20 protein-coding genes are annotated in these 21022 nt (G+C 67.4%); 10 read left to right on the plus strand and 10 right to left on the minus strand.

Annotated features, from left to right (window positions below; genetic code table 11):
- The first annotated feature begins 29 nt into the window (after positions 1–29).
- From AC5P7F_RS18920 to hglS, 5 genes are all read left to right on the plus strand, one after another.
- Entirely contained in the window at positions 30–401 is a 372-nt protein-coding gene (locus AC5P7F_RS18920) for a hypothetical protein (RefSeq protein WP_046428249.1), read from the plus strand.
- Between the two features lie 232 nt (positions 402–633).
- Positions 634–1044 carry an EF-hand domain-containing protein gene (locus AC5P7F_RS18925; RefSeq protein WP_014035758.1) on the plus strand — a complete coding sequence of 137 codons (411 nt, stop codon included), beginning with the start codon at positions 634–636 and terminating at the stop codon, positions 1042–1044.
- A gap of 95 nt (positions 1045–1139) precedes the next feature.
- The gene (locus AC5P7F_RS18930; protein ID WP_049397778.1) at positions 1140–1892 is read left to right on the plus strand and encodes an HAD family hydrolase; all 753 of its coding nucleotides are present in this window, start codon (positions 1140–1142) and stop codon (positions 1890–1892) included.
- 31 nt (positions 1893–1923) lie between these two features.
- A complete protein-coding gene (locus tag AC5P7F_RS18935; RefSeq protein WP_032960973.1) occupies positions 1924–2412 on the plus strand; it encodes a hypothetical protein in 489 nt (162 codons plus the stop codon).
- Between the two features lie 160 nt (positions 2413–2572).
- Positions 2573–3937 carry a 2-oxoadipate dioxygenase/decarboxylase HglS gene (gene hglS, locus AC5P7F_RS18940; protein ID WP_126411646.1) on the plus strand — a complete coding sequence of 455 codons (1365 nt, stop codon included), beginning with the start codon at positions 2573–2575 and terminating at the stop codon, positions 3935–3937.
- A 61-nt stretch (positions 3938–3998) separates the two neighbouring features.
- Here the strand turns inward: hglS and scpC are convergent, their stop codons facing one another.
- Positions 3999–5513 carry a succinyl-CoA:acetate CoA-transferase ScpC gene (scpC, locus tag AC5P7F_RS18945; protein WP_197602883.1) on the minus strand — a complete coding sequence of 505 codons (1515 nt, stop codon included), beginning with the start codon at positions 5511–5513 and terminating at the stop codon, positions 3999–4001.
- 386 nt (positions 5514–5899) lie between these two features.
- On the opposite strand from scpC, the gene glnE reads away from it, so the two are divergent.
- Positions 5900–8695, plus strand: a complete 2796-nt coding sequence (gene glnE / locus AC5P7F_RS18950) for a bifunctional [glutamate--ammonia ligase]-adenylyl-L-tyrosine phosphorylase/[glutamate--ammonia-ligase] adenylyltransferase (protein ID WP_197602881.1) — start codon at positions 5900–5902, stop codon at positions 8693–8695.
- A 373-nt stretch (positions 8696–9068) separates the two neighbouring features.
- On the opposite strand, the gene AC5P7F_RS18955 is transcribed toward glnE, so the two are convergent.
- The 6 genes from AC5P7F_RS18955 to AC5P7F_RS18980 all read right to left on the minus strand — a co-directional run bounded on the left by AC5P7F_RS18955 (position 9069) and on the right by AC5P7F_RS18980 (position 12990).
- Complete coding sequence (locus tag AC5P7F_RS18955) at positions 9069–9629, minus strand: queuosine precursor transporter (RefSeq protein WP_014645727.1); 561 nt, start codon at positions 9627–9629, stop codon at positions 9069–9071.
- A 75-nt stretch (positions 9630–9704) separates the two neighbouring features.
- Entirely contained in the window at positions 9705–10220 is a 516-nt protein-coding gene (locus AC5P7F_RS18960; RefSeq protein WP_197602879.1) for a hypothetical protein, read from the minus strand.
- A gap of 31 nt (positions 10221–10251) precedes the next feature.
- Positions 10252–10755 (minus strand): hypothetical protein, encoded by a 504-nt coding sequence (locus AC5P7F_RS18965; RefSeq protein ID WP_014645729.1) that lies wholly within the window; start codon positions 10753–10755, stop codon positions 10252–10254.
- 19 nt (positions 10756–10774) lie between these two features.
- Positions 10775–11626 carry a DUF2145 domain-containing protein gene (locus AC5P7F_RS18970; RefSeq protein ID WP_197602877.1) on the minus strand — a complete coding sequence of 284 codons (852 nt, stop codon included), beginning with the start codon at positions 11624–11626 and terminating at the stop codon, positions 10775–10777.
- Between the two features lie 48 nt (positions 11627–11674).
- Positions 11675–11902, minus strand: coding sequence for a hypothetical protein (locus tag AC5P7F_RS18975; RefSeq protein WP_014645731.1), 228 nt, complete (start codon positions 11900–11902; stop codon positions 11675–11677).
- A 128-nt stretch (positions 11903–12030) separates the two neighbouring features.
- Positions 12031–12990, minus strand: a complete 960-nt coding sequence (locus AC5P7F_RS18980; protein ID WP_481462451.1) for a mitochondrial fission ELM1 family protein — start codon at positions 12988–12990, stop codon at positions 12031–12033.
- Positions 12991–13116: 126 nt separating this feature from the next.
- On the opposite strand from AC5P7F_RS18980, the gene AC5P7F_RS18985 reads away from it, so the two are divergent.
- Together AC5P7F_RS18985 and AC5P7F_RS18990 are read left to right on the plus strand one after the other, a co-directional pair.
- Complete coding sequence (locus AC5P7F_RS18985; RefSeq protein WP_005415046.1) at positions 13117–13707, plus strand: malonic semialdehyde reductase; 591 nt, start codon at positions 13117–13119, stop codon at positions 13705–13707.
- 86 nt (positions 13708–13793) lie between these two features.
- Complete coding sequence (locus AC5P7F_RS18990; RefSeq protein ID WP_005415047.1) at positions 13794–14501, plus strand: YceI family protein; 708 nt, start codon at positions 13794–13796, stop codon at positions 14499–14501.
- 157 nt (positions 14502–14658) lie between these two features.
- Here the strand turns inward: AC5P7F_RS18990 and AC5P7F_RS18995 are convergent, their stop codons facing one another.
- Complete coding sequence (locus AC5P7F_RS18995) at positions 14659–15060, minus strand: hypothetical protein (RefSeq protein WP_197602874.1); 402 nt, start codon at positions 15058–15060, stop codon at positions 14659–14661.
- A gap of 208 nt (positions 15061–15268) precedes the next feature.
- Here AC5P7F_RS18995 and AC5P7F_RS19000 point away from each other — a divergent pair, with 208 nt between their 5' ends.
- Positions 15269–16099 (plus strand): hypothetical protein, encoded by an 831-nt coding sequence (locus AC5P7F_RS19000; RefSeq protein ID WP_197602872.1) that lies wholly within the window; start codon positions 15269–15271, stop codon positions 16097–16099.
- A 161-nt stretch (positions 16100–16260) separates the two neighbouring features.
- Here the strand turns inward: AC5P7F_RS19000 and AC5P7F_RS19005 are convergent, their stop codons facing one another.
- Complete coding sequence (locus AC5P7F_RS19005; protein WP_197602871.1) at positions 16261–17058, minus strand: siderophore-interacting protein; 798 nt, start codon at positions 17056–17058, stop codon at positions 16261–16263.
- 59 nt (positions 17059–17117) lie between these two features.
- A complete protein-coding gene (locus tag AC5P7F_RS19010; protein ID WP_049441440.1) occupies positions 17118–17678 on the minus strand; it encodes a PadR family transcriptional regulator in 561 nt (186 codons plus the stop codon).
- A 545-nt stretch (positions 17679–18223) separates the two neighbouring features.
- Between AC5P7F_RS19010 and aceE the strand changes: the two genes are divergently transcribed.
- Positions 18224–20911: a pyruvate dehydrogenase (acetyl-transferring), homodimeric type gene (aceE, locus tag AC5P7F_RS19015; protein ID WP_012478970.1), complete on the plus strand. Its 2688-nt coding sequence runs from the start codon at positions 18224–18226 to the stop codon at positions 20909–20911.
- Positions 20912–21022: the final 111 nt, after the last annotated feature.

Here is a 21022-nt window from a genome sequence, read left to right on the forward strand (position 1 = left end):
CTGGCCGCCTCTTCATCCCTGCCCACCCGATGAACCTTCCCCTGCACTTCGGCCTGCTCGGCACCCTGGAAGCCGGCGCCATCGCCCTGCTGGTCGGGCTGCTGGTGTACTTCGTGTGGTCGCGGCTGTGCCGGCTGCTGCACTGGTCGGTGGGACATGCGATCGGCTGGTCCTGCGTCATCTCGGTGGTAGCCTCCGCTGGCATCGATGCGTGGAAGCTGTTCTACATGGGCATCGTGCGACTGGAGTCGCCGCTGTACGCGCGCCTGTTCCTGGCCACCATCCACGATCCGAACGAGCTCGGCAGCCGTGTCGTGCTGGAAATCGCCGGCGCGCTCGCCGGTGTCGCCTTGGGATGGGTGTTGTTCAGTTCGCGGTCATTGGAAAAAACCGTCGACTGACGCAGGTTTTTCGTTGCCTGCCGGTTAAATGCAGAGGCGCTGAATGCGCATCTTATGAGCCGCTCACTCCTCGCTAACCAGCGCGCTAAAGCATGCGTGGATGCGAGTGGTTAATCGTGCGTGTGGAGGCCGGTCGCGGCCCAAAATCGATTCAGAAACGCGGTGGCAGGGTAGGTGCCGTGCGGAAACAACAGGCCGCGCAACACCACCCAATATGCAGGAGACACCCCTGATGACTATTCGCAACCGCAAGCCCCTGATCGCCCTGATCGTCGCCGCTGGCAGCGTGCTGGCCATTCCGGCGATGGCCCAGTCGGCCAAGCAGCAGGCCGCACATGCGCAGAATGAAGCGGCGCAGGCCCAGCAGGCGGCAGCACAGGCCGGGCAGGCGGCTGACCAGGCGACCGATGCGGCCGCAGCGGCCTCGGCGCAGGCCAACGGTGGTGGCCAGACCTGGGCCAGCATCGATACCGATGGCAACGGCACCATCAGCAAGACCGAGGCGCAGGTGAACGCCGGCCTGGCCCAGGTGTTCGACCAGGCCGATACCAACAAGGACGGCGAGCTGAGCGCCGACGAGTACAAGGCCTACGTGGCCGCGCAGCAGGCCGGTGCGGGTGCCGGCGCGGCGCAGGGCCGCTGATCCAGACCTGATTCGGGAAGACCGGTGCATGGGGACCCGGGCGGCTGCGGCCGCCCGGGTTTTTCTCGTCATCGCCACCCCTGTATCCTTGGCCGATGAACACGTCCACGCCTGCGCCGTCGCGCGCCATCGGCCTGGTCGGTTTTGACGGTGACGACACGCTGTGGAAGAGCGAGGACTACTACCGCAAGGCCGAGCAGGATTACCTTGACCTGCTGTCGCGCTATGTCGACGTGCACGACACCCAGACCGCGCGCCACCTGCTGGAAGTTCAGCAGCGCCACCTGGGCACCTTCGGCTACGGCGTTAAGAGCATGACCCTGTCGATGATCGAAGCGGCCATCGACATCACCGGTCAGCGCATCGAGGCCAAGGACATCCAGCGCATTCTGGATATCGGCCACGATACCCTGCGCCACCCGGTGGAACTGATCGACGGTGTGCGCGAAGCGGTGGCGGCCATCGCCGAGCACTACCCGGTGGTGCTGATCACCAAGGGCGATCTGTTCCACCAAGAAGCGAAGATCAAGGTCGCCAACCTGGCCGAGCTGTTCCCGCGCATCGAGATCGTTTCCGAGAAGGACCCGGAGACCTACGCCCGCGTGCTGGCCGAATTCGACCTGCCGATGCAGCGCTTCGTGATGGTCGGCAACTCGCTGCGCTCGGACATCGAGCCGGTGGTGACCCTGGGTGGCTGGGGCGTGCATACCCCGTACGCGGTGACCTGGGCCCACGAGACCCAGCACGGCGTGGCCGACGACGAACCGCGCATGGTCACCGCCGATACCGCCCACGACTGGCCGGCCGCACTGGCGGCGATCGAGGCCAAGGCCGCTGCGGCGGCCTGACAGGGCCCGGCAGCTGCGGCAGAATCGGGGCATGAACGTCCGACTGCGCGCGCTGTTGTTGTCCCTGCTGCTGGTGCCGGCCACCGTGCCGGCCCAGCAGACCGCCGAGCGTTCGGCGGCGTACACCGTGGAAACCGGTGACCGCTGGATCGATGCCCAGTTGCAGGACATCAACCATTACGCCGAACGCTACCCCGATGCCTTCCTCGATGAAGTGTCGCGCTACGCCGATGTCCCCCGCGGCTACATCAATGCGCTGTTCACCACCCATGGCTGGCAGGCCGGGGATATCTATTTCGCCTGCTTCTGGGCCAAGGCCAGCGGCCAGACCTGCCGCGACAGCGTGCGCGCCTTCAGCCAGGACCCGGAGGGCGGCTGGGAAGCGGTGGTGAAGCGCATGCCGGCCAAGCCGGACAACCTGCATTACCGCGCTGTGCGGCATGCCATCGTGGCCAGCTACCAGCACTGGGACCGGCCGATCACCCTGGATGCCACCCTGAAGCGCCAGTTGAAGCGGTAGTGCCGGCCGTTGGCCGGCAACTGCACCCTTACAGGCATCAGGAGGTTGCCGGCCAGCGGCCGGCACTATCCGGCCATGTTGCTCTGCGTATCGCCGCCGCCGCGCGCTCCGGCGACAATACGGGTCCGAGCTGTTCCCCGTTCCCGTAATCGAGTGACTGATGAGCGCCTCTTTCGTTTCGCCTGATGTGATCCGCCGCCTGTTCGCGCAGGCCATGTCCCGCATGTACCGCACCGAAGTGCCGCTGTACGGCACGCTGGTGGAGCTGGTGGAGCGGATCAACGCGCAGGTGCTTGCCCAGGACCCGGCACTGGCCGCGCAGCTGCAGCGCAACGACGAGCGTGCGCGCCTGGACGAAGAGCGCCATGGCGCGATCCGCGTCGGCACCGCGCAGGAGCTGGCGACGCTGCGCCGCCTGTTCGCGGTGATGGGCATGTACCCGGTCGGCTACTACGACCTGTCGGTAGCCGGCGTGCCGGTGCACTCCACCGCGTTCCGCCCGCTGACCGGCGCCGCGCTGGCGCAGAATCCGTTCCGCGTGTTCACCTCGCTGCTGCGCCTGGAGCTGATCGAAGACGAAACCCTGCGTGGCGAGTCGGCGAAGATCCTGGCACGCCGCCGCATCTTCACCGACGGCGCACTGGCGCTGATCGACCAGGCCGAGCGTGACGGTGGCCTGTCGCAGGCCGACGCCGAGCGCTTCGTCGACGAAGCACTGGAAACCTTCCGCTGGCACGGCGATGCCACGGTCGATCTGCCGACCTACCACGCGCTGCACAATGCGCACCGCCTGGTGGCCGACGTGGTCAGTTTCCGTGGCCCGCACATCAACCACCTGACCCCGCGCACGCTGGACATCGACGCGGCGCAGGCGGCAATGATCGAGCACGGCATGGCGGCCAAGGCGGTGATCGAAGGGCCGCCGCGCCGCGCCTGCCCGATCCTGCTGCGCCAGACCAGCTTCAAGGCGCTGGAAGAGGCCGTGCATTTCCCGGATGCGGACGGTGGCGATGCCGGCACCCATACCGCGCGCTTCGGCGAGATCGAACAACGCGGCCTTGCGCTGACCCCGAAGGGCCGCGCGCTGTACGACCAGCTGCTGTCGCAGGCACGCGATGCCGGTGGCGAAGGCAGTACCGGTGGCGACTACGGGCAGCGCCTGCAGGCGGTGTTCGCCAGCTTCCCGGATGACCATGACACGCTGCGCCAAGAAGGATTGGGCTACTACCGCTACCAGCTGACCGACGCCGGCCGCGCCGCGCCGGAACGCGTGGCCGATCTGCCTGCCGAAGTGCTGGTGGCCGCCGGCCTGGCCACGGCCGATCCGATCGTCTACGAGGATTTCCTGCCGGTCAGTGCCGCGGGCATCTTCCAGTCGAACCTGGGCGGCGAAGAACAGCGCGCGTATGCCGCGCACGCCAACCGCGAGGCTTTCGAGCAGGCGCTGGGCGTGGCGGTGAATGACGAGTTCGAGATCTACGAGCGGCTGCAGGCCGAATCGCTGGCGGCGCTGCGCACCGCGTGAAGGTAGAGCCGGCCGCTGGCCGGGCGCACCGCGTGGCTCTACCCGATGTCCGGACCCGGGGTCAGCCCTTCATCGTGCCCGTATCCAGCCAGCGCTGGTGCCACGACAGTGCTTCGGGCAACAGGTGCGGGGTGTGCTTGCCGTAGCTTTCGCGGCTGGCACGGTCGAAGTAATCCTGCAGCTGCGGGCGGAAATCCGGGTGCGCGCAGTTGTCGATCAGCACCTGCGCGCGCTTGCGCGGGGTCAGGCCACGCAGGTCGGCCAGGCCCTGTTCGGTGACGATCACCGACACGTCGTGCTCGGTGTGGTCGACATGGCTGGCCATCGGCACGATCGCCGAGATGGTGCCGTTCTTGGCAGTGGACGGGCTCAGGAACGCCGACAGGAAACCGTTGCGGGCGAAGTCACCCGAACCGCCAATGCCGTTCATGATCCGCGTGCCCATCACGTGCGTCGAGTTGACGTTGCCGTAGATGTCCACCTCGATCATGCCGTTCATGCCGATGCAGCCCAGGCGGCGCACCAGTTCCGGATGGTTGGAGATCTCCTGCGTGCGCATGATGATGCGCTCGCGGTAGAAATCGATGTTCTCCTTGAACGTCTCGTTGGCCTGCGGGCTCAGCGCGAAGCCGGTACACGAGGCGTAGCTCAGCACGCCATCGCGCAGCAGGTCGAGCATGCCGTCCTGGATCACTTCGGTGAACGCGGCCAGGTCGCGGAAACCGCTCCTGGCCAGGCCGGCCAGCACGGCGTTGGGGATGTTGCCCACGCCCGACTGCAGCGGCAGCAGGTTCGGCGGCAGGCGGCCCTTCTTCACCTCGTGCTTGAGGAACTCGATCAGGTGCGAGGCGATCTGTTCGCTGGTCGCATCGATCGGACTGAACGGGCTGTTGCGGTCCGGGCCGTTGGTGCGCACCACGGCCACGATCTTGTCCAGGTCGCAGCGCAGCGCGGTGTCGCCGATGCGGTCGTTGGCGTTCACCAGCGGAATCGGCTTGCGGTGCGGTGGCAGCGCGGTGCCGTAGTAGATGTCGTGCATGCCGTCGACGCCGGCCGGCTGCCATTCGTTGACCTCGACGATCACCTTCTTGGCCAGGTCCAGCCAGGTCTTGTTATTGCCGACCGAGGTGGAGGGCACCAGCGAGCCATCTTCGCGGATGGCCGAGACTTCGATCACGGCGGTATCGATCTCGCCGTAGAAGCCGAACCACACGTGCTGGGCGACGTGGCTGAGGTGGATATCGATGTAATCCAGCTTGCCCTCGTTGATGCGGTTGCGCGCATCCGGATCGCTCTGGAACGGCATGCGCATGGCGATGCCATCGGCCTTGGCCAGCGCGCCATCGAGTTCCGGCGCGGTGGAGGCACCGGTCATCAGCTTGATCTGGAAGGGCTGGCCCTGGGCGTGCACCGCTTCGATGCGGCGGGCCAGTTCGACGGGAACGGCCTTGGGATACCCGGAGCCGGTGAAGCCGCTCATGGCCACGGTTTCACCGGGCTGGATCAGCGCGGCTGCGGCCTCGGCGGAGACCACGCGGTCACGAAGACGCGCGTTGGCGATGCGATCAACAGACATGACGACAGTGTTTCTGGGGGGAAGGCCGATTATCGGCCATCCTCATCCGTACGGGGGGTTCTACCTTCGTGGAATGGCTTTTCCCCACCGGGGTCACCCATACCCACCGGTTTTGTTTTGCAGTGCAGCGTGCAAAGTGCTTTCGCAGCCCGCACGATGGCCCTGCATCCCGACGTGGGGGAGGGAGCAGAGCCCGCTGGCAGTTCGCTGCAAGCGGGCTTTTTTATTGCCTGCCGCCCAGAATGAATGCGCGGCACCCCTTCGGGGTCGGATCCTTTTGCCAAGGGCAAAAGGCTCTGACCCCAGCAGCGGCATCAACCGGCGGCACCTCGGGGTCAGAGCCCTTCGCCGTTGGCAAAGGGATCCGACCCCGCGAGAATCAGCGCATGACCCTCGCCACCGCTGACCTGCCCGCCACCCTGCAGCCCCTTGTCGAACGCGCCCTGGCGCGCCTGGCCCAGGTCCTGCCCGAGCCTGTTCCTGCCGAGCTGCTGCCGCTGCTGACCCGGCTGGCGGTGGCCAGCGACTTCGCGCTGGACACCCTGGTGCGGCAACCGGCGCTGCTGGCGCAGCTGGCCGCCCCCGACTGCCCGCCGATCCCGGCGCCGGTGCTCGATCCGCTGCAACCCAGCGACTGGCCGGCACAGCTGCGGCGCTGGCGCACCGCGATGTCCACGCGGCTGATCTGGCGTGACCTGGCCGGGCTGGACGACGTGGCGCAGACCCTGGCTGGCGCCACCACTCTGGCCGAGGATTGCCTGCGGCTGGCGCTGGACGCCCTGCAGCAGGAATTCGCACAGCGGCACGGCGTGGTTCGTGATGGCGCAGGCGTCCCCCAACAGCTGGTGGTATTCGGCCTGGGCAAGCTCGGCGGTGGCGAGCTCAACTTCAGTTCCGATATCGACCTGGTCTATGCGTACCCGCAGGGCGGCGAATCCGACGGTCCGCGCGCGCTGGCCGCCGAGGAGTATTTCGCCCGCCTCGGCCAGCGCCTGGCCAAGCTGCTGGACGAAACCACGGTCGATGGCTTCAGCCACCGCGTCGACCTGCGCCTGCGCCCGTTCGGCAGCGCCGGTCGCGTCGCGCTGTCGTTCGCGGCGATGGATCAGTACTTCCAGCGCGAAGGCCGCGACTGGGAGCGCTATGCGTGGCTGAAGGCGCGCGCGGTGGCCGGCGATATCGACGCCGGCGAAGCGTGGTTGCAGACCCTGCGCCCGTTCGTATACCGCCGCTACCTGGATTTCACCGCGCTCGACGGCCTGCGTGAGATGAAGGCGGCGATCACCGCCGAAGTCGCGCGCCGCGAGCTGCACGAAGACATCAAGCGCGGCGCCGGTGGCATCCGCGAAATCGAGTTCCTGTGCCAGGCGCTGCAGCTGATCCGCGGTGGCCGTGAGCCGGCGCTGCGCGAGCGCCGCCTGCTGGTGGCACTGGACGCGCTGGTGGCCGCCGGACAGATTGCGCCCGACGATGGCGCTGCGCTGCGCGAGGCCTACCTGTTCCTGCGCCGGTTGGAGAACCGCCTGCAGATGCTGCGCGACGCGCAGACCCACGTGCTGCCCAGCGACGCGCTGGACCGCGCGCGCATTGCCATCGGCCTCGGCTACCCGGATTGGGAGGTGCTGCGCGCGGCACTGGTCGAACAGCAGCAGCGGGTCAGCACCGAATTCGCCGCGCTGCTGGCCCCGCGCAGGGGCCAGGCCGCGCCCGACGCGCTGGCCAACTACTGGCGCAGCCTGCCCGAGGGCAGCAACGCGCCGTTGCTGGCCGAAGCCGGGTTCCTCGATGCCAATGGCGCAGACCAGTCGCTGCGCGATTTCGCCCAGGGCACCGGCGTGAAGTCATTGTCCGATGCGGCGCGTGCGCGGCTGGATCGCGTACTGCCCGCGTTGCTGCATGCGGCCACGCGTTCGCCGCAGCCCGATGCCGCGCTCAAGCGCGTGCTCGGCCTGCTGCAGGCGGTCCTGCGCCGGACCAGCTATCTCGCGCTGTTGGATGAACAACCGAGCGCGTTGGCGCGTCTGGTCGATGTGCTGGCACGCAGCGCGCTGCTGGCTGAGCGGCTGGTCGCGTATCCGCTGCTGCTGGATGAACTGCTGGATGTGCGCGTGTCCGGGCCGATGCCCGATGCGGCCGGCATGCTGGCCGAGTGCCAGCAGGTGCTGGCGGTGGAAGATCCCGAATCGGCACTGCGCTGGCTCAACGAGACGCGGCTGGCGCTCAGTTTCCGCATGGCGATGGCCACGCTGGACGGCCGCCAGGGCGCGGTGGACAGCACGCGGCAACTGGCCGAACTGGCGCAGGCGGTGGTGGTCACCGTGCTGGCGATGGCCGAGGCGGACATGCGCGCCGCGCACGGCGCGATTCCCGGTGGACGTTTCGCGATCATCGGCTACGGCAGCCTCGGCGGGCTTGAACTGGGCTTCGGTTCCGACCTGGACCTGGTATTCCTGCACGACAACCCGGCCGGCGTGGAGGCCAGCGACGGCCCGCGTCCGCTGGAGCCGGGGCGCTGGTATGCGCGGCTGGCGCAGAAGGTGATGGCGCTGCTCGGTGCGGTCACCGCCGCCGGCCGCCTGTACGACATCGATGTGCGCCTGCGCCCGGATGGTGGCAAGGGTTCGCTGGTGTCTTCGCTGGCCAGTTACACCGAATACCAGCGCGAACGTGCGTGGACCTGGGAACACCAGGCGCTGGTGCGCGCGCGTGGCGTGGCCGGCGATGCCAGCCTGCTGGCGGATTTCGAGCAGGTGCGTGCACAGACGCTGGGGCGTGAGCGCGACATGGGTGTGCTGTATGCCGACGTGCTGAAGATGCGTGGGCGCATGCGCACCGAACTGGACCGCAGCGACGCCGCACGGCTGGATCTGAAGCAGGGTGCGGGTGGCGTGGTGGACCTGGAATTCCTGCTGCAGACCGGCGTGCTGGCGCGCAGTGCGCGGCACGTGGCGTTGCTGCAGCCGCGCGATACGCCGTCGTTGATCGATGCGTTGGCTGGTTCTGGTTTCCTGCCCGATGCCACTGCGCAGGCGCTGCATGGCGCGCACGCCACGCTGTTGGACGTGGGCCTGGCCTGCACGCTGGACCGCCGCCCGCGGCTGGCCCCGACCACGCCGGCGATTGAAGAGGCGCGTGCAGCGATTACGGCGGCGTGCAGAGCGGCAGAGCTGCCGTTCGCCTGAGTGCCGGATGGCGGAGGACTGCAGTTGGTAGATGCCAACCTTGGTTGGCATGAATGCCAAGCGCCAACCAAGGTTGGCGACTACCGGATCAATGGCCCTGCGATGCCCGCTCCTGGTGGGTGCCGACCGTTGGTCGGCACAATCTGTCGGCACCCACCGGATCAATGGCCCTTCGATGGCACGCCGTTGGTAGATGCCAACCTTGGTTGGCATGAATGCCAAGCGCCAACCAAGGTTGGCGACTACCAGATCAATGGCCCTGCGATGGCCCGCTCCTGGTAGGTGCCGACCGTTGGTCGGCACAATCTGTCGGCAGCGATGAGTTCTGCAGGGCGTGTCGACCACCGGTCGGCACCCACCGGATCAATGGCGGTCAGCTGGTGGCGCGCAACGGCGCCATCTTCCACAACAACGCGCGGAACGGGGCCAGCAGGCAGACACCGATCGCCAGCTTCACTGCCAGGTCGCCGGCGGCCCAGCTCACCCACGGCAAGGTGGAACCGGCAAACGCGATCGACCAGAAAAGGGTGGTATCTACCGTCGCGCTGCAGGTGGTGGCCACCATCGGTGCGCGCCACCAGCTGCCGCGGCGCAGGCGGTCGAACACGGTGATGTCCAGCAGCTGGGCCACGATGAAGGCCGAGCACGAGGCAATGGCGATGCGCGGGGTGGCCACCCAGATCGACAGCAGCACCGCCACCGCGAAACCGATCCACGCCACGCGGCGCGCCGGGCCCGGGCCGAAGCGGCGGTTGATCAGGTTGCTGACCAGGAACGCGACCGGATAGCTGAAGGCGCCCCAGGTCAGCCAGTCGTTGATCGGGTACTGCACCAGCACGTTGGACAGCAGCACCACTGCACCCATGGCCAGTACCGCCAGCACGAGGGCGCGCGGGGTCAGCGGGGCAAACAGAGGGGCAGGACGCACGGACATGGCGAGCCAGGGAGACAAAGGGGATCGCCCATTATCCGCCCGGCCTGCGGCAAAGCCAAAACCGGTCGTTCAGCTTTACAGCGCTTCACTCATCACATCACCGGCGGCATAGGCCGTCGGCACATAGGCCAGGGTCTGGCCCTGCGCGCTCTTCACGTTCCAGCCGGCACCGGCCTCGGTGGGGTCGAAATGCACCCGTTGCCCGACCACGAAGGCTGCAGTCGGGTTCTCGCCCGGCGGCTGCACCGGCCAGCGCAGGGTGGCGGTGTGGTCGGCCTTGTCCGGTACCTGCAACTGCACCTGGCGTTCGCCCGTGGGCGTGGTCTCCACCTTCTTCACTTCCATTGGCGGCAGCGGCACCGCCTTGGTGCGGGTCGCCCTGGCATTGCGTTCGCTGGCCTTGAACGGCGCCTTGGACAGTTCGGACAGGCCCACCGAGGCCGCCATCGGCAGCGACAGCACCACGAATGAGGTCACGATCACGCTGGCCTCGCTGCTGTTCAACTGCGGCGCGGCGCCGGCATGGACGGTGGGCACCAGCAGCGCCGAGAGCAGCAATGCAGTGGTGGGAACGCGCAGGCAACGGAACATGGAGACCTCCTGGTCAGCGTGGGGCGGCGGCTCAGCGCCGGGTATCGAAGATGTCGCGCGGGCCGGTAGCCTCGGGCAGGTATTCCAGCGCACGGCCCTGGTTGTCCTTCAACTGCCAGCCCTGGTCATTGCCCGTCGGCTCGAAGTTCACGGTCTGGCCCACGGTGAACTGCACGGCCGGGTCGCCAACGCCGCGCGGGTACTGCATCGACGCGGTGTTCTGCGGATCGTTGGCATCGCGCAGCAGCACTTCGCGGCGGCCGTCGACGGTAGTGGCAATCGCGCTCACCTCCATCTGCGGCAGCTTGATCTGCTGCGGGCGGGCCAGCGGCTGGCCGGCATCGGCGGCATCCTGGGCTTCCTTCGCCGCGGCGGCGCGGGCCGAGGCCACCATCTGCGTGGACATTTCCAGGCTCGGTCCCTGCGGGCCCGGGTCATGGATGATCACGATGCGGCGTTCGGCATGGGCGGCCGATGACCAGGCCAGCGCGGTGACGATCAGCATCGATACCAGGGAGTTGTGCAGCAGACGCATGTCGTTCTCCTTGCGGGATTCAGGGCGAGGCGGCGGTGGCACCGGCCACCGGCACATGGGGGATCACCAGTTCCTGCTGCAGCTGGCTGCGCTGGTGCAGGAAGTCGAACACCGATTCCACCGTCACCACCGAATAGTTGCCGGAGATGCGTTCGCCGGCCGGATGGTCGGTGGTGGTGGCGTTGGCCACGAACAGGCGCGCACCCACGCGCTTGCCCAGGCCGATATGCAGCACGCTGGGCTGGTACTTCTGCTGGCGCAGCCACTGCTGTGCCTGTTCGCGCTTGACGATGGCCGGCGCGCCTTCGGCCTGCGCCATCGCCGCCGCCAGCACTTCCAGCACCCACTGGTTGGAGTTCTGGTAGTCGGTGGCGAACGGGTAGGCGACCACGTTGTACTTGGTTTCGTGCAGCGCCTTGGGCTGGATCGACGGCGGCACCAGCATCGCGCGCAGTGCGGCACGCAACGGTGCCGACGGCACGCCGATGCGCAGGTCGGTATGGCCGCCGCTCTCGCCGACGAAGTTGCCGAGGCCCTCGTGGTACAGCTGCGAGCTGTCGGTCTTGCAGCGGTTGAGCAGGTGCATCGCGCGCCAGCGGCCGTCGTCCTCGCGCAGCAGGAAGGCCAGGTGGCTGTGGCGCAGGCCATAGCGGCTCAGGTCCTGGCCACCGCGCGCGGCCACCACCACGTCCACATCGGGCAGCGCGTCCAGGCGTTCGGCGGTGGTCCAGGCCACGTCCAGCATCGCCGCCTGCGATGCCACACTGGGGTAGCGCTCGCGGCAGGCGGTGCTGTTGGCCCAGGCCGGTGCGGTCGCCAGCAGGCTGGCGATCAGCAGCGCGGCGCGGGGCAGGCGGGAAAAACGATCCATGTCGGTACCTTCAACGGCGGGCAGGCCCGCGCGCCGATCATACGCTGCTCAGCGCAGCGGGCGATCCACGCCCTTGCGCTTGAGCTCCTTGTCGCAGGCGTCACTGATGGGAGCCACCGGCAGTGGCGGGCGCTGGCCCTTCGGATCGCGCAGCGCCGGTTGTTCGCGGTACGCGTCCAGCTGCTGCTGGCATTGATACGAGATCGGATCCAGCTCGGTGGGCGCGGTGGAACACGCGGCGAGCAGGGCCAGGGGCAGCAGGAGCAGGGTACGCATGAAGAAGTTCAGTCCAACGGGGGGCCTTGGACTGTAACCGTGGTGCCGGATCGAAATGTTCAGAAAACGCTGCGCACCCGGCATTACCGCGATGCCAGGCGCCCAGGATTGCCGGCCAGCGGCCGGCACTACCCCAGTGTCAGGCGCTGTTTCACTTCCGCCGCCACCCGCGCGGTTTCGCGCAGCGGCTCGATGCGGTCGTACTGCCAGTCCAGCCAGTGCGCCTGCAACCGCCCACGTTCGCGCAGCTGCTGCTGGAAGCGCGCCAGGCGGCCCTGCGCTGTGTCGGCCAGCGCCACCATCACCGGCATGCGCGTGGCGCACGCCTCCGAGAGCAGGTTCACCGAATCGGGCGAGACCACCACGCGGTTGGCCCAGCCGAGCAGGCCGCCATAGGGATTGGTGCCGTCGCCACCATCGCCCCAGATCACGTGCGGCAGGTCGGCGAACTTCGCGCGCAGGATCTCGGCCAAGGCCGGCGGCGTGCGTCGCGAGGTGGTCGCCAGCAGGCTGCCGCCTTCGCTGCGGATCTGCTCGGCCAGCGCCTGGAATACACCGACCATCGCCGTCTCATCCCACGGCGCCAGTGGCGTCGGCCCACCGACCAGCAGTGCTGTGTGCGGGCCGGGCAGGGTGCTGAAGCCGGCGAACGCAGCGCGGCCCCAGGCCAGCCAGTCATCGTCCACCGGGTTGAGGCTGCCGAGCAGGGTGAGCACGTTGCTGCCGCGCAGGGCGTCGTGTTCGGGCACCACCACCACATCCCAGTGGCGCGCGCCGATGCGCGGGTCGAGGATCTGCACCACCTGGCTGCCGCGTGCGCGCAGCACGCGCAGGGCGCCAGCGGCCTGGCGGCCACAGCCGATCGCCAACGCCGGGGCGTCGGCAGCCAGCGTCGCGAAGGCCTCGCCGTAGCCGTTCACATCGCCGGGCAGGCGCCGCGGCGCCAGCCAGCGCCAGGGCGCGCGCGGTTGCAGCAGCAGCGGTCGGTGGGTGCCCTGGCGCAATGCCGAGGCCAGCGCGACCGCCTGGCGGACATTGCCCGCGCGGCCGTCAGTGACCGTCCAGGGCGCGCTCGATCGTTTCACCATTGGCATTAATTCGTTTCAGTCCTGCTGGGTGTTGCAACAGTCGCGACACTCTACACTGCGGCTCGTCGATTCGCCCCGCGCCGCCCGCGGGCACTGACTCCCTTTCGCCGCCCTGGAGATCCACCGATGTCCCACGCGCTCGACGCTGCTGCCCTCGATCAGCTGTTCCGCACGGCCCGCACCCAGAACGCCTTCCTCGACAAGCCGGTCCCCGAGAGCCTGCTGAAGGAACTGTACGACCTGGTGAAGTGGGGCCCGACCGCGGCCAACACCACGCCGGCCCGCTTTGTCTTCGTCACCTCGAAGGAGGCCAAGGACAAGCTGGCCCCGGCGCTGTCCGAAGGCAACCTGGCCAAGACCATGGCTGCGCCGGTCACCGTCATCATCGGTTTCGACCTGGACTTCCACGAGAAGCTGCCGTACCTGTTCCCGCACACCGATGCCAAGGCCTGGTTCGACGGCCCACAGGAAGGCCGCCACGAAGCCGCCATCCGCAACGGCAGCCTGCAGGGCGCCTACCTGATCCTGGCCGCGCGCGCGCTGGGCCTGGATGCCGGCCCGATGTCCGGCTTCGACCCGGCCAAGGTCGACGAAGCCTTCTTCGCCGGCACCTCCATCAAGTCGAATTTCCTGGTCAACCTGGGTTACGGTGATCCGGCGGGCCTGTTCCCGCGCCTGCCGCGCCTGTCGTTCGACGAAGCGGCGCGCATCGCGTAAGTCGCTGTATCGGTTTCGGGCCCGCCGTCGTGCGGCGGGCTCTTGCTGCACCGTGTACCCACCCTACGATCCGGAGAGTTCCTCAGATGAGCGCCACCCGTAAACTGCTGCTGCCGCTGGCCCTGACCCTGGCCATCGCCGCCTGCTCCAAGCCGGCCGACACCGCTGCCCCGGCGGCCGATGCCGCCGCCCCGGCCACCACCGAGCAGGCCGCCACCCCGGCGGCTGATGCCGCTGCTGCCGCGCCGGCCGCCGAAGCGATCAAGATCGCCTCGGGCACCTACAAGCTGGACCCGAGCCACACCGACGTGCTGGCGCAGTGGAGCCACTTCGGCTTCTCCAACCCGAGCGCGCACTTCGGCAACGTCGAAGGCACCCTGGTGTACAACGCCGAAGACGTGACCAAGTCCACCGTGGAAGTGAAGCTGCCGCTGAGTGGCCTGAACAGCTTCACCGCCAAGTTCGACGAGCACCTGAAGAGCGCCGACTTCTTCGACGCCGCCAAGTTCGCCGATGCCACCTTCAAGAGCACCAAGGTGGAAGCGGCCGGCACCAACAAGCTGACCGTTACCGGCGACCTGACCATCAAGGGCATCACCAAGCCGGTCACCCTGGACGTCACCGTCAACGGCGGCGGCGAGCACCCGATGGCCAAGGTTCCGGCCGCCGGCTTCGATGCCACCACCACCCTGAAGCGCAGCGATTTCGGCGTCGGCGCGTATGCTCCGAATGTCAGCGATGAAGTGAAGATCCGCATCACCACCGAAGCCACCGGCGAAAAGCCGGCCGCTTGATGCACCCCGCTCACTCGTCGTGAGAAGGCAGAAGGCCCGCTGAAAAGCGGGCCTTCTTTTTGGGTGCGGGGGAACGCGCGTTGGTAGATGCCAACCTTGGTTGGCACATGGGCACTCCGCAGGCCAACCAAGGTTGGCCACTACCGGGTACGATCCCTCAGCGCAACGCGCCCAACCATGCCACGCACGCTTCGCTCGGGCTCTGCTTGGCCTTCACCGCCAGCCCGCTGGCCCGTGCGAACGTCTGCGCGGCCTGTGCCACCACCTGGCGTGCGATCAGCGCCGCCTGCTTGGTCGCGGCCTGCTGCTTGCGCAGCTGCACGATGTTGATCGAAGGCCGACCGACCGGCGCATATTTCTGGTCGCGGCGCAGCACGTCGGCCACCTGGGCCACTTCGAATTCGGCCTGCAGGTAGCGGTGCTGTGCCGCCACCAGCTCGCGCAGCGGCGCGCGCAGGTCAGCGGTGTCGGCGAACGCGGCCAGCGCCGCATCGCAGGCGGCGTCATCGGCAAAGCGGGTACGCAGCGCGTCCACGCTGGCCAGGGTCAGTTTGGCCATGTGGGCCTCGTTGCTGCAGGAAAGGAGCGCGATTGTCGCATTGCTTGGCGGCTGATGCGTTGAACCGGGTGTCGGAATCCGTGTAGAGCCGAGCCCACGCTCGGCTCATCGCGCGCAGCGCGAGGGTTTTCCGATGGCGGAGCGGAGAGCAGCCGAGCGTGGGCTCGGCTCTACAATGGCTGTTGTATCACCCACGGAAGGAAGACCCATGCAGGACGCGCAGTACTGGTTGAACGAATTCTGGTCGGGTCTGAGCGTGCTCGATCTGGCGGGCGGCAGTGTGCTCGGTACGCTGCTTGGCCTGGTGCTGGGCATCCTCGGCTGGCGCTGGCTGCACCGCCGCGGCTGGTTGCAGCGGCGCAAGCGCTGGCATCACTGGCTGCTGGCCAGCTATGTGGTGCTGCTGCCGCTGGCCACGGCCTTCTTCGGCCTGCAGCTGGGCTTCACCGCCGGTGCGCACCGCGCGCTGTTCAAGCAGCTCGATCATTTCCAACCGCACCTGCAGACCCTGGTGGAAGGCTGGAGCGAAGGCTTCACCGACTCGCTGGACGACCCGCACATGCGCGAGGCATTGCGCAGCCAGGGCACGGTGGGCGATGTGGCCGACACCATCGCCTCGGCCTACCTCAGCGAACATCCGCTGCCCGGCCTTGATCGTCTTGGCAATGGCCCGTTGGCACGCGGCACCGGCTGGGTGATCGGCAAAGTGCGCGAAGGCCTGCTGCGCGGCATGGTGGAAGACACGCTGGTGGACAAGGCCGGCACGGTCGGGCTGGAACCCAAGGTGGTGCGTGAGGCGCTGACCATGCATGTGGATGAGCTGCTGCACACCCGTGGCGTGCTGCGGCTGGTGAAGGCGCAGATCAACGGCATGATGCCCGGCGTGTACTTCGGGCTGCTGCTGCCGCTGCTGGTCATCGCGCTGCTGGTGGCGCTGGAGATCTGGGCCGCGCAGCGGTTCGGGTGGACGGGGCAGGTGGCCAAGCCGCCGGTCGCGGTCCCTCTAGAGCCGAGCCCATGCTCGGCTCATCGCGCGTAGCGCGATGGGTCCATCGGTGGCCGAGCGGAGAGCAGCCGAGCGTGGGCTCGGCTCTACACAGTCAAAGGCGTGCGGACCAACGGTCCGCACCCACCAGGCAGGTTCTGGTGCATGGGGTCAGATCCCTTCTCCACAGGAAAAGGGATCTGACTCCGAGCCGGTCAATCGCCGTCGGTTTCGTCCGGGTGGGCCTTCCAGTAGCCGGTCGAGCGGATCCAGTCGCGCGGCACGCCCAGGTGGCCTTCGATGAACTTGCGCATCATCCGCGCGCGGCGCGATTCGGTGGCGATCCAATAGAAGACATCGCCGTCCGGTGCCTCGAAGTCGGTCAGCATGTCTTCCAGCAGCGTGCTGCTGGCCGCCGGGAAGCCGTTGCGCTCCAGCCAGTGGATGCGCACGTTCTCGTACTGCGGCAGGTCCTGGCGCTCGGCCTCGTCGCGCACTTCGATGAAGGCCTGCACCTCGGCGCCGTCCGGCAGCACGTCCAGCCAGCGGGCGATGGCCGGCAGCGCGGTTTCATCGCCGATCAGCACGTAGGCGTCGTAGGTGTCGGCCACCACGAACGAGCCGCGCGGGCCGCCGATCACCAGCGTGTCGCCCGGCTGTGCGCGTTCGGCCCACGGCCCGGCGACGCCCTGGTCGTGCAGCACGAAGTCGATGGCCAGCTCGCCGGTTTCGTGGTCCCACCAGCGCGGGGTGTAGTCGCGCGACGGCGAGGGCTCCTTGCCGGCCGGGTAGCTGCGGCCTTCGGCGGTCAGCACCGGCAGCACCATCTCGCCGCTGGCATTGGGGAAGAACAGCTTGATGTGGTCGTCGGCGCCGGGCGAATCGAAGCCGGCCAGATCGTCGCCACCCAGCACCACGCGGCGCATGTGCGGGGTGACCTCTTCGGTGCGCAGCACGGTCAGTTCACGGAAGCGCACATCCAGGCGCAGGCGCGTGTTGTTGTGTTCGGTCATGGGGATACCTGTAAAGGTGTCGCGCGGGGGCGCGCGGCATGGGGGAGACCTGGCTGGATTCAGTCTGGCTGGGTCGTTGAAAACGGTGGGCTCTCGCTACCGGCGGTACCGTTGAGCAGGGCCGAGGCCCGCGTCAGCAGCGCCGCCACTTCTTCCGCCTCGCCCTCGGCCCAGCGGCCGTGGTGATGCACCAGCGCCCGCTTGAACTCGCGCAGGGCAGTGGCCAGCGGCGGCGGCAGCGAGGCCTTGGTGATCTCGCGGGCACGGTCGAAGGCACGTCGCTGCGCCAGCCGCACCTGGGTGCGCTGCACCTTCAGCTCGAACTCGCCGGCAGCGGTGATGCGGAAGATCCGCTTGCCATCCACTTCCTCGGCCTCGATCCAGCCGGCCTGCTCGAAGCTGGCCAGCAGCGGGTACATGGTGCCGGCGCTGGGCGTATAGGCCTGCATGAACTGGTTGCTGATCAGCTGCATCAGCTCGTAGCCATGGCGCGGCTGCTCGCCGATCAGGGCCAGCACCAGCAGGCGCAGGTCACCGCGGCTCAGCACGCGTGGCTGGCCGTTGCGGCGGGGCACCGCCGGATCGGTGGAACGGGCTCTGGGGGAAGGGGGGCGGCTCATTTCGATATATCGGTAAACGAGTGTGCAAACGATATATCGATATATCGAAGCCGGCAATCACCGATCCGGCCACAAGCAGGTCCGTTTTGGGCCACGGGCGGCCGCGTGCACAGCAAAAGGGGCGCCCCTTGCAGGGCGCCCCGGCGATGCTGTGGAAGGGAGCAGGGCCGCCAGGCCCCTCACTCGCGGCCCACGCTGGACCCGCAGCCGGTACCGATCCAGAGGCAGGTGCGACATGTTGTCGCTGGTTCAGTACCGTTGCCCGAACCGCCCCTACAGCGGTGCCGGAGTTGCCCTACAACCGTCATCGGCAGCGGTAACACTGCGTCCTGCACATGGGCGCAGCGGCCCGCAAGCGACAGCCCGCGCAGCCGCCAAGGCCCGCCGCAGGGCCGTCAGCGGGCGCGGCAAGCCCCTTGCGGACACTGGCCGGTTGCATCCATACGCCTGCGTAGCCAAGTGACGAAAGCCCTTGGTGCGCTACACTTTGCGGTCTAGAAATCTATACAACAGTCGCGCGCGTGCGTGCGGTTATGGGAGCGCTAATGAACTGGTTGAACGAGGTGCTGAACAACGACCCGAATCCTGTGGAAACCCAGGAGTGGATCGAGTCGTTGAAGGCCGTTATTGATGTCGAGGGCTCCGAGCGCGCGCATCAGCTGCTGGAAGGCATGGTGGAACTGACCCGTCGTTCGGGCGCCTACCTGCCGTTCTCTCCCACCACCGAATACGTCAATACCATCGAACCGCAGTTCGAGGCCAAGAGCCCGGGCAACGCCGAGCTGGAATGGCGCATCCGTTCGATCATCCGCTGGAACGCGATGGCCACCGTGGTCCGCGCCAACCGCAAGCCGGGTGACCTGGGCGGCCACATCGCCTCGTTCGCCTCCGGCGCCACCCTGTACGACGTAGGCTTCAACCACTTCTGGCGCGCCCCGAGCGAGAACCACCCGGGCGACCTGCTGTTCATCCAGGGCCACAGTGCGCCGGGCATCTACGCGCGTTCCTTCCTGGAAGGCCGCATCAGCGAAGAGCAGCTGGACAAGTTCCGCATGGAAGTGGACGGCGGTGGCCTGTCCTCGTACCCGCACCCGTGGCTGATGCCGGACTACTGGCAGACCCCGACCGTGTCGATGGGCCTGGGCCCGCTGGCCGCCATCTACCAGGCGCAGTTCATGCGCTACCTGGAAAACCGTGGCCTGATCGAGAAGTCCGACCGCAAGGTGTGGTGCTTCATCGGCGACGGCGAGAGCGACGAGCCGGAAACCCTGGGTGCCATCGCGCTGGCCGGCCGTGAAGGCCTGGACAACCTGATCTTCGTGGTGAACTGCAACCTGCAGCGCCTGGACGGCCCGGTGCGCGGCAACGGCAAGATCATCCAGGAACTGGAAGGCGTGTTCCGTGGCGGCGGCTGGAACGTGATCAAGCTGCTGTGGGGCGGTTACTGGGATGCCCTGCTGGCCAAGGACACCAACGGCGTCCTGAAGAAGCTGATGATGGAAACCGTCGACGGCGAATACCAGAACTGCAAGGCCTTCGGCGGCGCGTATACCCGCGAGCATTTCTTCGGCAAGTACCCGGAAACCGCCGCGATGGTCGCCGGCCTTTCCGACGACGACATCTGGCGCCTGAACCGTGGTGGCCACGACCCGCACAAGGTGTACGCCGCCTACCACCAGGCCGTGAACACCAAGGGCATGCCGACCGTCATCCTGGCCAAGACCGTGAAGGGTTACGGCATGGGCAGCGCCGGTGAGGCACTGAACCCGACCCACCAGACCAAGAAGCTGGACGACGAAGCGGTGCGCCACTTCCGCGACCGCTTCAACATTCCGGTGACCGACGCGCAGCTGGCCGACGGCCAGGTGCCGTTCTACCACCCGGGCCCGGATTCGCCGGAAGTGCAGTACCTGCAGGAACGCCGTGCCGCGCTGGGCGGTTACCTGCCGCAGCGCCGCCGCAAGGCCGACAAGACCTTCGTGGCACCGAAGCTGGAAGCCTACGAGCGCCTGCTGAAGAGCAGCGGCGAGCGCAGCTACTCCACCACCATGGCCTTCGTGCAGAGCCTGAACATCACCCTGCGCGACAAGGAACTGGGCCCGCACATCGTGCCGATCGTGGCCGACGAAGCCCGTACCTTCGGCATGGAAGGCCTGTTCCGCCAGATCGGCATCTACGCGCCGTTCGGCCAGAAGTACAAGCCGGTCGATGCCGACCAGCTGATGTTCTACCGCGAAGACCAGAGCGGCCAGGTGCTGCAGCAGGGCATCAGCGAGCCGGGTGCGATCAGCTCGTGGATGGCCGCCGGTACCAGCTACTCGGTCAGCAACGTGCCGATGCTGCCGTTCTACATCTACTACAGCATGTTCGGCTTCCAGCGCGTGGGCGACATCGCCTGGCAGGCCGCCGACATGCGTACCCGCGGCTTCCTGCTGGGTGGCACCGCCGGCCGCACCACGCTGAACGGTGAAGGCCTGCAGCACGAAGATGGCTTCAGCCATCTGGTGGCCGGTGGCATCCCGAACGTGCGCAGCTACGACCCGACCTTCGGCTTCGAAGTGACGGTAATCCTGCAGCACGGCACCAAGCGCATGATGGAAGACCAGGTGGACGAGTATTACTACGTCACCCTGATGAACGAGAACTACACCCACCCGGAAATGCCGGAGGGCGCGGCCGAAGGCATCGTCAAGGGCATGTACCTGCTGACCGACGCCGGCAAGCCGAAGAAGGGCGAGCTGCGCGTGCAGCTGCTGGGTTCGGGCACCATCCTGCGCGAAGCCATTGCTGCCGCCGAGCTGCTGGACAAGGACTTCGGCGTGACCGCCGACATCTGGAGCTGCCCGAGCTTCAACGAACTGCGTCGCGATGGTTTCGACGTGGAACGTGCCAACCGCCTGCATCCGGAAGGTGAGCAGCGCAAGGCCTACGTGACCGAGCTGCTGGAAGGCCGCCAGGGCCCGGCGATTGCCGCCACCGACTACGTGCGTGCCTATGCGGACCAGATCCGCGCGTTCGTGCCGATGTCGTATACGGTGCTGGGTACGGATGGCTTCGGCCGTTCGGATACGCGTGCGAACCTGCGTCGGTTCTTTGAGGTGGATCGCTACTACATCGCCCATGCCGCGATTGCGGCGCTGGCGAAGGAAGGGAAGATGACCGCGAAGGATGTGGCCCGGGCGATCAAGCAGTACAAGATTGATCCGGAGAAGGCTAATCCTGTTGGGGTTTGATCTTAACGTTAAGCAAAGCGTGAAACAGTGATCAATCCAAGACGCGATCCAAAGGCTACGGATGGCCGTGCGAGTTGGTATCCATACTACGCAGGCTTCTCGCCCCAATTC

It is taken from the genome of Stenotrophomonas sp. YJH_SMC_105-26 (assembly GCF_059368915.1).

Coding starts and splice junctions, on each gene's coding strand:
- AC5P7F_RS18995 (WP_197602874.1), bottom strand. CDS start 15,060: ATGGCCAAACTGACCCTGGCCAGCGTGGACGCGCTGCGTACCCGCTTT.
- AC5P7F_RS18985 (WP_005415046.1), top strand. CDS start 13,117: ATGTCCCACGCGCTCGACGCTGCTGCCCTCGATCAGCTGTTCCGCACG.
- AC5P7F_RS18925 (WP_014035758.1), top strand. CDS start 634: ATGACTATTCGCAACCGCAAGCCCCTGATCGCCCTGATCGTCGCCGCT.
- AC5P7F_RS18930 (WP_049397778.1), top strand. CDS start 1,140: ATGAACACGTCCACGCCTGCGCCGTCGCGCGCCATCGGCCTGGTCGGT.
- glnE (WP_197602881.1), top strand. CDS start 5,900: ATGACCCTCGCCACCGCTGACCTGCCCGCCACCCTGCAGCCCCTTGTC.
- AC5P7F_RS18955 (WP_014645727.1), bottom strand. CDS start 9,629: ATGTCCGTGCGTCCTGCCCCTCTGTTTGCCCCGCTGACCCCGCGCGCC.
- AC5P7F_RS18965 (WP_014645729.1), bottom strand. CDS start 10,755: ATGCGTCTGCTGCACAACTCCCTGGTATCGATGCTGATCGTCACCGCG.
- scpC (WP_197602883.1), bottom strand. CDS start 5,513: ATGTCTGTTGATCGCATCGCCAACGCGCGTCTTCGTGACCGCGTGGTC.
- AC5P7F_RS19010 (WP_049441440.1), bottom strand. CDS start 17,678: ATGAGCCGCCCCCCTTCCCCCAGAGCCCGTTCCACCGATCCGGCGGTG.
- AC5P7F_RS18970 (WP_197602877.1), bottom strand. CDS start 11,626: ATGGATCGTTTTTCCCGCCTGCCCCGCGCCGCGCTGCTGATCGCCAGC.
- AC5P7F_RS19005 (WP_197602871.1), bottom strand. CDS start 17,058: ATGACCGAACACAACAACACGCGCCTGCGCCTGGATGTGCGCTTCCGT.
- AC5P7F_RS18990 (WP_005415047.1), top strand. CDS start 13,794: ATGAGCGCCACCCGTAAACTGCTGCTGCCGCTGGCCCTGACCCTGGCC.
- aceE (WP_012478970.1), top strand. CDS start 18,224: ATGAACTGGTTGAACGAGGTGCTGAACAACGACCCGAATCCTGTGGAA.
- AC5P7F_RS18980 (WP_481462451.1), bottom strand. CDS start 12,990: ATGGTGAAACGATCGAGCGCGCCCTGGACGGTCACTGACGGCCGCGCG.
- AC5P7F_RS18920 (WP_046428249.1), top strand. CDS start 30: ATGAACCTTCCCCTGCACTTCGGCCTGCTCGGCACCCTGGAAGCCGGC.
- AC5P7F_RS19000 (WP_197602872.1), top strand. CDS start 15,269: ATGCAGGACGCGCAGTACTGGTTGAACGAATTCTGGTCGGGTCTGAGC.
- AC5P7F_RS18935 (WP_032960973.1), top strand. CDS start 1,924: ATGAACGTCCGACTGCGCGCGCTGTTGTTGTCCCTGCTGCTGGTGCCG.
- AC5P7F_RS18960 (WP_197602879.1), bottom strand. CDS start 10,220: ATGTTCCGTTGCCTGCGCGTTCCCACCACTGCATTGCTGCTCTCGGCG.
- hglS (WP_126411646.1), top strand. CDS start 2,573: ATGAGCGCCTCTTTCGTTTCGCCTGATGTGATCCGCCGCCTGTTCGCG.
- AC5P7F_RS18975 (WP_014645731.1), bottom strand. CDS start 11,902: ATGCGTACCCTGCTCCTGCTGCCCCTGGCCCTGCTCGCCGCGTGTTCC.